This is a genomic window from uncultured Granulicatella sp., from assembly GCF_963516875.1.
Taxonomy (GTDB): Bacteria; Bacillota; Bacilli; order Lactobacillales; family Aerococcaceae; genus Granulicatella.
Genome location: NZ_CAUQCL010000001.1, coordinates 1 through 12,588 on the forward strand (window position 1 = coordinate 1; position 12,588 = coordinate 12,588).

A 12,588-nucleotide genomic window follows, 5' to 3' on the forward strand; every position below is an offset into this window, starting at 1 on the left:
ATATTTTTAATTGCTCTCAATATGAAAGTCCTTTCCAAATCCCTGTAGGGGGCATTTTTTGTATTTTCTAGTGTTTCCTGGGATTGTAAAACGTTGTTAAATCAACGTTTTCTATTTTTTGTTTCGCCGATTTCACGGAACATTTACGGAACACGGAACATTTTTGGAACATGGAATAGATACGAAATAAATACTTTTAAAATCAATATTTTATAATGTGGGAAGTTTTGATTTTTAAATTATTTTTAAATTACTTGAGTAAATGGGTGTCTAAAGAAAAGTCTAAAGAGATTTTTGATAACAATATTAAGAAAAGAAAATAACACCCCTATGGTTAAGATGAAAAAATGCACCTTGCTTTTTGAAGTGAGGTGTTTTTTATTTTTGAACTTAGAGGTTGAGAAGTATCAGAATCCAATGCGACATCTCATAGGAGATGTGCCAGAAATATAGGAGACCCGACAGTCCTGCTTATTTTGGCATCTAGTTTTTACTAGATGCTTTTTTTATGCAAAAAAGCACTTAACAAGTGTTAAGTACTTGGATGAAATTTAGTATTAAAATACACGAGCTATGTGTTTGATTCGTACGTTATCCCCTTTATATTCTTCAATGCCTAAATGGTCTAATATAGCTATGTACAAATCATGAAAAGTCATTTTTGCAAAAGTCTCAAATTCATAATCGTCTTTTAGTATAGATAATTTCTCAGCTTTTTCTTCTGGAGTTAAATCACTTTTTAAAACTGTAGCTATTAATTTACATTTTTCAATCATTGATAGTTTTTTCATTGTTCCTTATCTCCTTCCTTTTTAAAATTAGAGTTATATTCTTAATTCATTAATCTTTATCTCTAATCATCCCAACTCTATTTTCTGGAAGATAACAAAAATGATGTTTAAGATATAATTTATCAGCCGGGATTTTAGCTACTAAAGTAATAAAACTACTCTCATGTGTATTTTCATCAAACCATTGATCAATGATTTCCATCATTTTATTGGCAATTCCACGTCTCTGGAACTTTTTGTCCACCATAATATCAGAGACAACAAAAGTAATTCCTCCATCACCTACGACTCTTCCAAGTCCAATAAGTTCAGTATCCTCATAAACCGAAACGGCGAAAAGAGTCCCATCAAGTGCCTTTTTAACTTCAGAATTTGGTTTAGTACTGTTCATCCCAGAGTTAACTCTCAATTTGTTATAAGCTTCGACACTTGGTACTTTATGAATAAATTCCATACTAGTAATTCCTCCAATACCTTTTTGTACACTTATTATATCACTTAAAGACAAGCTTTGTATTCTATAAAGGATATTCTATACAAACTCGCTTTAGTTATGTTGCTGTTTTGGATATAGACTTTATCTCAATCTAAATAAAACCATCATGCTCAGCCAGCATAATGGTAAATTATGTGCAGTTAATGAAAAAACTTTTTGATTGGTTTGAAAAAATCGAACCAAACAAAAAGCCGAATTAGTTTTACGCCATAATTATATCAAAGAAAAAAATGAAATGCAATTAGAAAACAACCGTCTACGAAGTCCACTTCTACCATTAGAGCAAGAGATAAAAAATACCCCTATACACCTATTTCAGCCACAACTTCTTCCACATCAAACAACTCTAGCGTACCATTTATTTTTTCTTTTTCATATTCAGCAATTATGTTTAACTCATGCTCTAATTCAATCTTTTCCAATAAAGCTCGTTTAAATAAAGTGGACAAATCTACTTCTGTAAATTCAGCGTAATTTTTGAAGAGTTGATTCTCCTCTTCACTCAGATGTATGGATACTATCATTCTGTCTATTTCTCGTTTCCACACATATTTTCTAACCTTACAACCCTTCATCACTTTCAAGATACTCAATTTGCAACTCGTCCTTATACTCTTCACAGATTGTTTGATAATCGTATTCAGATAAGCTTGCGATAAATAAGTCATAGTCCAAATCCAAATGGTCTGCTTCAAAGCTTTCTTTCCAAATTTCAAATTCTCTATCAAATGGTAATGTGCTCTTCCATTCATCCTCTTCTGAAAAACAATGTTCTGAAATAAAATGTGCTAATGCTTTATAAGAATCAAAACAATAATAATCCTTCACCATTGGGAATGCTACTTCTAAAGATTCATTTTGTTGTTTTACTTGATTACGATGTACATATAACTAACTCATATTAAATCCCTCTTTTTTCTTATATTATCTTACACTTCAAACTATATACGAAATACTTATTTTCATCTATACTTTTAAATCCCAAAACTAATTCTGAGTCCTTCGTTTACTTTTTCCATAAAGGCATCATCAACTTCTGTTATTTTTTCAATTAATCGAACTTTATCAATGGTACGAACTTGTTCTAATAACACAGTAGATTCCTTACTAAATTGAAATTGATCTTTTTGAATTTCAATGTGTGTTGGTAAATTCGCTTTTTCATGTTTTGCCGTAATGGCAGCGACAATTACCGTCGTACTAAAATGATTCCCAACATCATTTTGAACAATTAGAACGGGACGTTTTCCTCCCTGTTCACTTCCTACTACAGGAGATAAGTCCGCTAAATATACTTCTCCTCTTTTTACCATTTATCTTTCTCCTAATCATCATTTATAACTTCTTGGTACACGATCACTAATTAAACAAAGTGATTCATATGAAATTGTGTGGCTTCTATGAGACAATTCTTCTGCTGTAATGCACTCATTACCATTTTTTCCTAATAGAGTTACCTTTGTACCAACAGGAATTTCATAAGGAAGACGAATCATACATTGATCCATACATACTCGTCCAACAATCGGACATCTAACTCCAGAAACAATCACTTCACCAGGAGAATAGGCACGAAGATAGCCATCAGCATATCCTATTGGTAATGTAGCAATCCATTCATCCTCACTACAAGTATACGTAGCACCGTAACTAATCGTATCCCCTGCATGTAATTGTTTTACAAAAACAATCTCCGTTTCCCAAGTTAATGCTTCTTCTAATTGTAATGTATCAGGAAGTCTTAACCCTCCATTAGAAGGATTTAATCCATACAAGCCAATCCCCCAGCGAATGACATTTGTTGTTAATTCTTCATGCCAAATAGCTGCAGCTGAATTTGAACAATGAACATAAGTTGGACGTTGTTCTAAAGCTTCTACACACTCGTTGAAAGCTATCAATTGGTGTTCAAACTGACTCGTATCTGCTTCATCAGCGGTCGCAAAATGAGTAAAGATACCTTCAAAAATAAATTGTTTATCATATTCTCTTAGAAATTGTTCTATCTCTTGAACTTGCTCTGGTGTTCGAACTCCAATTCTTCCCATCCCTGTATCAATCGCTAGATGCACAATCAGTTGCTTTCCATCTGGAATTAGAGTCTGAGCTTTTTGTAACCAATCTAAAGAACTCACTGTAGTAGATATACGATAGTCACAGAGGATTGGTACATCTTCTAATCGGCTAATTCCTAATATCAGAATCGGTTCTTGGAATCCTTCTTGTCTTAATTGAATCGCTTCATCTAACAATGCCACACAAAATCCCGCAACTCCTTCTTCATGAGCCGCTTTAGCCACTTCTATCATTCCATGTCCATAAGCATTTGCCTTTACTACGGCAAAAATATCTGTATTGGGATAATGATCTTTAACAGCTTTAATATTTTGTTTAATTGCATTTAAATGAACGATTACACGTGTATTCCTATGAATTGCAGGAAACATATCTTCACTTTCCTTCTTCTATATTTGGGGAGTCTCTTCTAATATAACGACAGCATACGCATCATGGTTTGTATGCGTGATACTGATATGTTTTTGATAATGGTGTGGAGCAGTTAATACCGGTTGTCCAGTCTCAGCATTTAGAATTTCAATCTCTTGAAAAGACACAGCTTTCCCTATTCCAGTACCTAAGGCTTTAGAATATGCTTCTTTTGCTGCGAATCTTCCAGCTAAGTATTCAACTTTTCTTTTCATCCCTAAAGTTTCATATACAGAAAATTCCTTTGGAGTTAATACTCGTTGAATAAAGGATGAATCTTGTACTACAATTTTTTCAATTCTTGATAATTCAATCGCATCCATTCCGACACCAAAAATCGCCATTTCAATACTCCCTTTAAAAACATAATGTTACTTTCTATTGTATCAAATGAAATACTATTTGTCAGAAAAATTTAATAATCTTTAGTAAATTTTGTTTCAATTATAGGAACGAAAAAAGACGACCGAAGTCGTCTTCTTATTCATTATTTTTGACGGATTGTAAATCCTTTGTCAGATTTCTTTTTATGATTTCTACGACGAGAATCTTTACTCTTATATCCACGAGTATATTCTTCATCTAACCCACGACCACGGCGGTCTTCTTTACGTTTGAAGCTTCCTTTACCATTACGACCTCGGTTATCTTTACGATCACTACGATTGTAGTTTCCACGGTTATTGCTACGTTTACGGCTTGGTAATGGACGTTCTGGAGTGATTTTAACAGGAATTTCTGTTGGGTCTTTAATCATTCCACTCACTAACAATGCTGCTAATTCATCTGCTTCATATTCATCTAATAAATAAGAAATAGCTTCTTTGAAACGACGTGTGTCTACTGACTTCATCTTTTCATCAATTTGCTCAATAGCAGATTTCATTTGTCCTTCTATTGCTTCCATTTGAGTTGGTGGACGTAATGCAGTCATTCTCTTACGAGTTAAATCTTCAATGACTCTTAAATAATCCATTTCATTTGGTGTTACAAAAGTAACAGACATTCCTTCTTGTCCCGCACGTCCTGTACGTCCAATACGGTGAACATAACTTTCCGGATCTTGTGGAATATCGTAATTATAAACATGAGTTACACCTGAAATATCTAATCCACGTGCTGCTACGTCTGTTGCTACTAAAATATCTAAATGATTATTTTTGAAATCACGTAAAACACTCATACGTTTTTGTTGACTTAAATCTCCATGAATTCCTTCTGCACGAAAACCACGCATTTCAAGTCCACGTGCTAATTCATCCACACGACGTTTTGTACGACCGAATACAATCGTTAATTCTGGTGTTTGAACATCTAATAAACGAGTCATAATGTCAAATTTTTCAAAATCTTTACATTTTACAAAATATTGATCAATTAATGTCGCTGTCATTTCACTTGATTTAATACGAACATGTTCAGGTTCTTTCATAAACTGAACTCCAATTCGTTTAATATCATCTGGCATTGTGGCAGAGAATAATAAAGTTTGGCGGTTTTCTGGAACTAATTTAATAATCGATTCGATATCTTCTAAAAATCCCATGTTTAACATTTCATCCGCTTCATCTAATACTAATGTTTCAATATTGTCTAAGCGAAGTGTTTTTCTAGAAATGTGGTCTAATAAACGTCCAGGTGTTCCAACTACGATATGTGGTTGATCTTTTAATTGGCGAATTTGACGACCAATATCTGCACCACCATAAACAGCTTGTACATGAATTTTTTTATCTTTTCCTAAGCGATATAATTCTTCTTGCGTTTGAATCGCTAACTCACGTGTTGGAGCAATGACTAATCCTTGTACTTTACGATTACGAAGATTAATTTTTTGAAGCATTGGCAATCCAAAAGAAGCAGTTTTTCCTGTACCTGTTTGCGCTTGACCAATCACATCTTTGCCGGCTAAGGCTAATGGAATCGTTTGTGATTGGATCGGTGTTGCTTCCTCAAACCCCATTTTTTCAATAGATTCTAATAAGGCTGAATCTAAGCCTAATTCATTAAATTTCATATTTTCCTCCTTGTACTGCTGAAGAGAAGCACACGAGGTATATAGACCTTCACAATAAAAGTCTGGAACATCTTGAGCTCCAGACTTCTGAACATTACGAGATTATACAATATTACTTGTTCAATCTTCATGATATATATCATTACATTTGTGTAAACTTCTCAACTCTCCAAGTACTATAGCATGTTCAAAGCTAGATTGCAAAGAAAAGCCCTTTGATTTCACAAATGAAATGCTGAACAAATAGAATTTATGCTTTTTTTAACGCCTCTACAACTGCTAATAATCCTGTACCATTACTTGATTTCACTAACACTTGGTCATTTTGTTGTAAATCTTCTTTTAATAATTGAATCAATGCAGCTTTATCACTTTCAACATAATGTAAGTGAGATGCTTCAAAACGAGATTTTAACGCTTCATATAAAGCACTCATTTCTTCCCCGTATAAATACACTTCTTGAATTTTCTCTGGGAACATTACTTCAGAAATACTAGCATGTAATGCTTTTGATTGTTCTCCTAATTCGCGAATATCTCCTAACACGACAACTTTACGTCCATTAGAAGCTACAGATGTAAAGGATTGAATCACAGATTTCATCGCAATTGGACTTGCATTATAAGCATCATTTAAAATTTTAGAACCATGAATGCCATCTACCCATTGCGTACGATTTTTTGTTAATTCAAACTGTTGAATCGCTTCAATGGCTTGTTCTAATGGCACACCACATTCTAATCCTACTTGAAGAGCAGCTAGCGCATTATTGACATTGTAAGCTCCTAATACAGGAAGTTGAACTGAATGTTTAGAAGGTTTTACTAAATCAAAAATAGTATGGTCTTCAAATAGTTGAATATGTTCAGCCTGAATCACACTATTCGTACCTTCTCCGAACGGTAACACCTTAAAGTGTTCTTCTGCCTGCATTTCTTCTAGTTGTTGTTCTAATAAAGGTTCATTAGCTGGGAAAATGATACTTCCTTTTTCACGCAATCCTTTTAAGATTTCTAATTTAGCCTTTGTAATTCCTGCACGACTTCCTAAATTTTCCATATGGGATTCACCAATTAGAGTAATCACCGCTACAGAAGGTTTTGCTAGTTTGCTTAAAAATTCAATTTCACCAAAATCACTCATGCCCATTTCTAATACTAATTGTTCCGTATCTTCTGGCATATCTAAAATCGTTTGCGGTAATCCAATATCATTATTAAAATTCCCTTGAGTTTTATAGACACGATAACGACTAGCAAGTACTGCAGCTGTCATATCTTTTGTCGTTGTTTTCCCAGAACTTCCTGTGATGCCGATAACATTTGGTTGAACTTTTTCTAAATACCATTTTGCTAACTCTTGAAAAGCTTCTAGTGGATCATCTACCCAAATCGCACAAATTCCTTCTGGTGGAGTTTGGTCTTTTCTTCCCCAAAATACAGCTTTTGCGCCCTGATCTATTGCTTGTTGAATATAATCATGTCCATCTGTTTGTCCTTTTAAAGGAATAAATAGACTATTTTGAGATAATTTTCTTGTATCAAATGAAACTGATTCAATCATATCAAAACGATAATCTGTTTGATAATCAATTGCTTTAACAGCTTTTACAATTTGTGCAACTGTTCCGATTGCCATATTTTTACTTCCTCTCTCAAAAAAGCGCCTCTGTGAGGCGCCTTTCTTATCCATTTTGTCGATCTTTATAACGTTTTAAAGCTAATTGAATTAATTCTTCAACTAAATCTTTGTAAGAAATTCCTGTTTTCTCCCAAAGAAGTGGATACATACTAAATTGAGTAAATCCTGGTAAAGTATTTACTTCATTAATGTAAATATCATTTGTTTCTGTTAAGAAGAAATCACATCTTGTTAATCCACTACCATCAATGGCACGGAATGCTTTTGCAGAATATTCTCTTACTTTTGCAGAAACTTCATCTGAAATTTGCGCTGGAATTTCTAATGTAACGGTATTGTTAACATATTTTTCATTGTAGTCATAAAAACCACTAGTCTTAACAATTTCTCCTACAACTGAAGTGTTCGCTTCGTCATTTCCTAGAACCGCACATTCAATTTCTCTTGCTTCAATTCCTTGTTCTACTACAATTCTACGATCATATTTCAAAGCTTCAACAATTGCATTCGTTAATTCTTCACGATTTTCTGCTTTTGAAATTCCTACACTTGACCCCATATTGGCTGGTTTAACAAATACTGGGTAAATTAATGTTCCTTCAATTTTATTATAAATACTTTCTGGATTTTGTTTCCATTGAGTTTTATTAAATGGAACATATGGTAATTGTGGTAATCCTGCTTGTTGGAATAATTGTTTACTTGTAATTTTATCCATTCCACAAGCACTTGCCAATACTCCACAACCGACATAAGGAACATCCATCATTTCAAATAATCCTTGAATCGTTCCATCTTCCCCATTAGGTCCATGTAATACAGGGAAAACAACACATTCCTCTTCTTTTAAATCATAAGGAGTTACAAATACACCTGTCGAAACTTCTCCTTCACTTGTTGCAAAGTGAGCTTCTTGACTTGCTTCTAATCTTAATGCTTCAGAAAAAGCTACAGGGCCTGTTAACGGTTCCCCTTTCAGCCATTCTCCTTTTCGATTAATATAGACTGGTTGAACTTCATAATAATCAAAATAGATTTCTTTAATAATTGAAAAAGCCGTTAAAATTGAAATATCATGTTCAGCACTTTTGCCTCCATAAACGACTATAATTTTCATAAACAATCCTCCAACTAGAACTATCTTTTCTAGATACTTCTTTCATAGTTCATACACTAGTATATCAAATGCACTATAAACTGACAAGGTACTCACATTTTGCCAAAACACCTTCAGAAAATATAAAAAGAGCCAAGCGAACTTGACTCTTCAACAGATTTACGATTATTCCTTGGCTGGTCGGTGTATCCAGCATCTCAGGTACCTAATAAGGTGCGGCAGGAACCCTTTCTGCCCTCAAAGAATAATACTTGTTATCTGTATTTTACGGCTTATTATTTTTATTGTCAACTTTTTTCAGTCTCCCACTAAATAATCGGGATTGCAATTTATAATCTGTTATTGTATACATACTAGGTATATAATAAAAATCCTTAGAACCATGAATTTTTAATGCTACTAAAACATTATCTTCAAAAATCTTTACATACTCTATACTCTCAGATTTTTCATTTGGATTCATTCCTACATAATCTGGATTATTTATAATTTCTTCTATCTTATCAAAATATTTTAAAGCATCTATATGGTTTCTTTTAATTAAATGTTTTTCAAGATTAGTTTTTGAATACTTAATATTCTGGACTTCACTAACTATACCTAATAATTCCTTAATATACCTCTCAACTTTCATTATCCAATCCTCCCACATAAAGTGTAGCAAAACTTGTTAACTATTGTGGGAAGTATTATAGAAATTATCACAATAGTAAAAATAAATGAAATCTATCTTATGTAAGTAGTAAATTTTAATTTGACTTTTTTGATAAAACTTTAACCTTTTAAATCTAAGAATTTCAAATTAAATATCCCTCTTTAGAAATACCCCTCTTCCTTTAAAGAACAATATGAATGATCCCCTACTATAAAATGATCTAACAATTCAATCCCCATCATCTCTCCACATTCCGATAATCGTCTTGTAAAATCAATATCCGCTTGAGATGGCGTAACATTTCCACTTGGATGATTATGCCCAATAATAATTCTTGCTGCAGAAAATCGAACGGCTTCTCTAAAAATCTCTCTTGGATGAACGACAGCTTGATTGAGTCCTCCTCGAAAAATAATTTTTTTCTTAATCACTTCATTTTTCGAATTTAAGAATAATGTAATTAAATGTTCTTGGTATAAATCTTTTAATTCTTCCATAATACATTCTCCCGCTTTTTGCGAGCTTGTAATATGTCCTAATTTTGTTTGCTTCGCTGTTCCTAATCGAATTCCCAATTCCATTGCAGCCTTTAATTCAATAGCTTTTGTTCGTCCAATTCCATAAATCGCCATTAATTCTTCCACTGTTGCCATTTTTAATGTAAATAAATCTTCAAACGTATTTAACACGACTTTCGCTAATTGCAACACATTTAATTCCCTAGAGCCTGTCCGAAGCAAAATAGCTAATAATTCATAAGTTTCTAAACTTTTTGCTCCTAATTTTTCCAATCGTTCTCTTGGCATTGATTCTAATGGCAATTCTAATAATTGTTGATCAAGTTCCATTTTATTTCCCCCTTTTGCAATAGTTCTTTCAACTTATATATATGCAAAAAAGGCTAAAAAATATTTATTTTATAAAAATTTTTCTCATGAAAGAAATAAAATAAAGAGAACCTGTAATCCAAAGCGCTTCTTGGTCTGAAGTTTTATTCATATATTTCTCAACAAATTGTTGAGCATTCTCTACAAATTCAATCTCACTAGAAGGGTAGTCCGTTTTTTCAATTGCACCTGCATACTCAAATGTTGTTACTACTAAACGAGCTTCAGGTAACTCTTTTCGTAAATAATCGACCATTTCTTTATAGTGTTTTCTCTTTAAAGCTGAAAATAAAATTGTCTGTTGATCTTCCAGTTCTCTGTTCTGTTTCACCGTTTCAACAAATCGTTTTAATGCATGAATATTATGTGCTCCATCGAGTATTACTGTAGGACTATGATGCACGACTTCCATTCTTCCTGGCCAAGTAACCGTTTGGAAACTTTCTTGAATTGCTGATGAATCAATTGGAAGTTGGAATTTCTTTTCAAATCGTAAAAAGCATTCTAACGCTACTGCAGCATTTTCTAATTGATACTTTCCTTTCAAATTCAAATATGGAATGTGAATTTGAAAATCTGAACGTTTAAAAATTAGCCCTTCTTCAAACGGTTCGATGTTAAATTCTCGTTCAAACTGATGGATGTCACAGTTATAAGTTTCTCCCACGACTTCAGCGACTTTCAAGGCTTCTGTTGGCAAATTTCCCAATACGACTTCTTGATTTTGTTTAAAAATTCCTGTTTTTTGAATCGCAATTTCCTCAAGCGTATTTCCTAACATTTCTTCATGATCCATTCCAATTGATGTAATTACACTAATTGTTGAATTGACAATATTAGTTATATCTAATAATCCACCAATTCCTACTTCTAATAAAGCAACTTCTACTTTTTTTCTAGAGAAATACACTAACGCCATAGCCGTCATGATTTCAAAAAAACTTAATGGTTCATATTCGTCTATCAATGTTACTTCTGCCTGTCGAACAAGCTCTCCAACAATTTCAAAATCTTCTTCGGACATTACGTTACCATCGATTAAAAACCGATCCGTATAATCGATTAAATGAGGGGAAACAAATGCTCCTACCTTTTGCCCATGATGAACAAATAAGGACGATAACATCGCAATCGTCGAACCTTTCCCATTTGTTCCTGTCACATGAATAATCGGATAATCATCTTGCGGATTTTCTAGAAGAGACATTAACACCCTCATTCTTTCTAATCCATATTTTCGTTTATATTTCATTCGATCTAATATCCACTCTCTAACAGTTTGCATGAACTCCCCTTCTTTCATTTTTCATCATACAAATTCCAACTTCAAATTGCAAGAAATATTAAACTTTCTACCTCCATCTAAACAAAAAATGGTTCTATAATTTATAGGGTATATAAAAAGGGCTTCATCCCTTTTATTAAAAGCGTCCAAACTATTTAAGAGGAGATGAAAACCCTAGTTGTGCTACAAATCAAAGATAAAAATATAAAATGGGAAGATAATGTGGAGGAAGTGTATTTTAAGAAGAAACAAAGCCTGTTTTTCTTCGCTACCTATACCTATTGCCCAGATGCTTGCCCTAATTATGGTTGAGTAAAGCGTGATTTTTCTATTGTTAAAAACGGTACTCGTGCTTCTAGAATTACGCTTAATCTGGTTTCTGGATTGCCTGCTTTTCTTAAATTAAGAAAACATCTTTTCTTCTGCCGTGAATACTCCCATAGTTTTACTGCTGATACAACTAGTATCGTTAAACAACTAGATTTAGCTTTCTTATTGACAAGCCAGCTAGGATTTACTAAAATATGAATGAACCAAATATAATATTCATTCACCCTGAAGGAGGAAAGGTCAAATTGGACAAAAAACAAGCTTTAAAAACAGCGGCCTACGAAGTTTTTTCGAAAAAGGGTTACAAGGCAACAGGAATTTCAGAAATTGCTAGACAAGCTGGCATGGCAGTAGGCTCTTTTTATAATTATTACGAGAGTAAAGAAGCCATTTTTCTAGACATCTACATAGGTGAAAACAACCGTGTTCGCCAAGCTATGATCGAAGAACTGGATTGGGAAATTGATATGATTGATCTTATTAGTCAACTCTTTGCTCAGTCCAGAGCACTCGTTTCTTCCAATAAAATCCTTGCAGAATGGTACAACCCTGCTATAGCAGATGAGTTGCATAGCTACTATTCCTCAGAAGAAGGCAAAGTCGCAAATCCATTTCATAAATTTCTAGTTAAAACTTTTACAAATCGTATGCAGGCTGAAGGGTATTCTCCAGAAAAGATTCAAGAGATTTTACAAGTTTACAACCTATTTTACTACATGGATATGCATATCACGGAAAAAGATTTTCCAGATATAGGCAAAACTGTCGAAATACTTGCAACCAACTTCATAAAAGGAGTTCTAAAATAAAGAAAATGGTTTTCTTTATTTTTTTGAAAATATGTGAATGAATTTTATTTCGATTCATTCAAAAAATAAAAA

Annotated in this window: 14 protein-coding genes; 1 reads left to right on the top strand and 13 read right to left on the bottom strand. The window is 33.3% G+C overall.

Features of this window, described 5'->3' with window-relative positions:
• Nucleotides 1-557 precede the first annotated feature (557 nt).
• The 13 genes from RWM24_RS00005 to RWM24_RS00065 form a co-directional block, all read right to left on the bottom strand.
• On the bottom strand, nucleotides 558-791 hold the full coding sequence (locus tag RWM24_RS00005; protein WP_006703565.1) for a hypothetical protein: 234 nt from the start codon (nucleotides 789-791) through the stop codon (nucleotides 558-560).
• 49 nt (nucleotides 792-840) lie between these two features.
• Entirely contained in the window at nucleotides 841-1,245 is a 405-nt protein-coding gene (locus RWM24_RS00010; protein ID WP_314110402.1) for a GNAT family N-acetyltransferase, read from the bottom strand.
• 344 nt (nucleotides 1,246-1,589) lie between these two features.
• Nucleotides 1,590-1,811: a type II toxin-antitoxin system RelB family antitoxin gene (relB, locus tag RWM24_RS00015; RefSeq protein WP_314110404.1), complete on the bottom strand. Its 222-nt coding sequence runs from the start codon at nucleotides 1,809-1,811 to the stop codon at nucleotides 1,590-1,592.
• A 37-nt stretch (nucleotides 1,812-1,848) separates the two neighbouring features.
• Nucleotides 1,849-2,118 (bottom strand): hypothetical protein, encoded by a 270-nt coding sequence (locus tag RWM24_RS00020; RefSeq protein ID WP_314110406.1) that lies wholly within the window; start codon nucleotides 2,116-2,118, stop codon nucleotides 1,849-1,851.
• A 143-nt stretch (nucleotides 2,119-2,261) separates the two neighbouring features.
• The gene (locus RWM24_RS00025; protein ID WP_314110408.1) at nucleotides 2,262-2,600 is read right to left on the bottom strand and encodes a type II toxin-antitoxin system PemK/MazF family toxin; all 339 of its coding nucleotides are present in this window, start codon (nucleotides 2,598-2,600) and stop codon (nucleotides 2,262-2,264) included.
• A gap of 18 nt (nucleotides 2,601-2,618) precedes the next feature.
• A complete protein-coding gene (alr, locus tag RWM24_RS00030; protein WP_314110410.1) occupies nucleotides 2,619-3,734 on the bottom strand; it encodes an alanine racemase in 1,116 nt (371 codons plus the stop codon).
• Between the two features lie 18 nt (nucleotides 3,735-3,752).
• A complete protein-coding gene (gene acpS, locus RWM24_RS00035; RefSeq protein ID WP_314110412.1) occupies nucleotides 3,753-4,118 on the bottom strand; it encodes a holo-ACP synthase in 366 nt (121 codons plus the stop codon).
• A gap of 143 nt (nucleotides 4,119-4,261) precedes the next feature.
• Entirely contained in the window at nucleotides 4,262-5,791 is a 1,530-nt protein-coding gene (locus RWM24_RS00040) for a DEAD/DEAH box helicase (RefSeq protein ID WP_006703553.1), read from the bottom strand.
• 250 nt (nucleotides 5,792-6,041) lie between these two features.
• On the bottom strand, nucleotides 6,042-7,430 hold the full coding sequence (gene murF, locus RWM24_RS00045; RefSeq protein ID WP_314110414.1) for a UDP-N-acetylmuramoyl-tripeptide--D-alanyl-D-alanine ligase: 1,389 nt from the start codon (nucleotides 7,428-7,430) through the stop codon (nucleotides 6,042-6,044).
• 46 nt (nucleotides 7,431-7,476) lie between these two features.
• Nucleotides 7,477-8,550 carry a D-alanine--D-alanine ligase gene (locus RWM24_RS00050; RefSeq protein WP_314110416.1) on the bottom strand — a complete coding sequence of 358 codons (1,074 nt, stop codon included), beginning with the start codon at nucleotides 8,548-8,550 and terminating at the stop codon, nucleotides 7,477-7,479.
• A 265-nt stretch (nucleotides 8,551-8,815) separates the two neighbouring features.
• Entirely contained in the window at nucleotides 8,816-9,184 is a 369-nt protein-coding gene (locus tag RWM24_RS00055; protein ID WP_314110418.1) for a PBECR2 nuclease fold domain-containing protein, read from the bottom strand.
• 182 nt (nucleotides 9,185-9,366) lie between these two features.
• Nucleotides 9,367-10,053 (bottom strand): DNA repair protein RadC, encoded by a 687-nt coding sequence (gene radC / locus RWM24_RS00060; RefSeq protein ID WP_314110420.1) that lies wholly within the window; start codon nucleotides 10,051-10,053, stop codon nucleotides 9,367-9,369.
• A 64-nt stretch (nucleotides 10,054-10,117) separates the two neighbouring features.
• Nucleotides 10,118-11,377, bottom strand: a complete 1,260-nt coding sequence (locus RWM24_RS00065; protein ID WP_314110421.1) for a folylpolyglutamate synthase/dihydrofolate synthase family protein — start codon at nucleotides 11,375-11,377, stop codon at nucleotides 10,118-10,120.
• 575 nt (nucleotides 11,378-11,952) lie between these two features.
• Between RWM24_RS00065 and RWM24_RS00070 the strand changes: the two genes are divergently transcribed.
• Nucleotides 11,953-12,516: a TetR/AcrR family transcriptional regulator gene (locus RWM24_RS00070; protein WP_314077021.1), complete on the top strand. Its 564-nt coding sequence runs from the start codon at nucleotides 11,953-11,955 to the stop codon at nucleotides 12,514-12,516.
• Nucleotides 12,517-12,588: the final 72 nt, after the last annotated feature.

Coding starts and splice junctions, on each gene's coding strand:
- RWM24_RS00005 (WP_006703565.1), bottom strand. CDS start 791: ATGAAAAAACTATCAATGATTGAAAAATGTAAATTAATAGCTACAGTT.
- RWM24_RS00010 (WP_314110402.1), bottom strand. CDS start 1,245: ATGGAATTTATTCATAAAGTACCAAGTGTCGAAGCTTATAACAAATTG.
- relB (WP_314110404.1), bottom strand. CDS start 1,811: ATGATAGTATCCATACATCTGAGTGAAGAGGAGAATCAACTCTTCAAA.
- RWM24_RS00020 (WP_314110406.1), bottom strand. CDS start 2,118: ATGGTGAAGGATTATTATTGTTTTGATTCTTATAAAGCATTAGCACAT.
- RWM24_RS00025 (WP_314110408.1), bottom strand. CDS start 2,600: ATGGTAAAAAGAGGAGAAGTATATTTAGCGGACTTATCTCCTGTAGTA.
- alr (WP_314110410.1), bottom strand. CDS start 3,734: ATGTTTCCTGCAATTCATAGGAATACACGTGTAATCGTTCATTTAAAT.
- acpS (WP_314110412.1), bottom strand. CDS start 4,118: ATGGCGATTTTTGGTGTCGGAATGGATGCGATTGAATTATCAAGAATT.
- RWM24_RS00040 (WP_006703553.1), bottom strand. CDS start 5,791: ATGAAATTTAATGAATTAGGCTTAGATTCAGCCTTATTAGAATCTATT.
- murF (WP_314110414.1), bottom strand. CDS start 7,430: ATGGCAATCGGAACAGTTGCACAAATTGTAAAAGCTGTTAAAGCAATT.
- RWM24_RS00050 (WP_314110416.1), bottom strand. CDS start 8,550: ATGAAAATTATAGTCGTTTATGGAGGCAAAAGTGCTGAACATGATATT.
- RWM24_RS00055 (WP_314110418.1), bottom strand. CDS start 9,184: ATGAAAGTTGAGAGGTATATTAAGGAATTATTAGGTATAGTTAGTGAA.
- radC (WP_314110420.1), bottom strand. CDS start 10,053: ATGGAACTTGATCAACAATTATTAGAATTGCCATTAGAATCAATGCCA.
- RWM24_RS00065 (WP_314110421.1), bottom strand. CDS start 11,377: ATGCAAACTGTTAGAGAGTGGATATTAGATCGAATGAAATATAAACGA.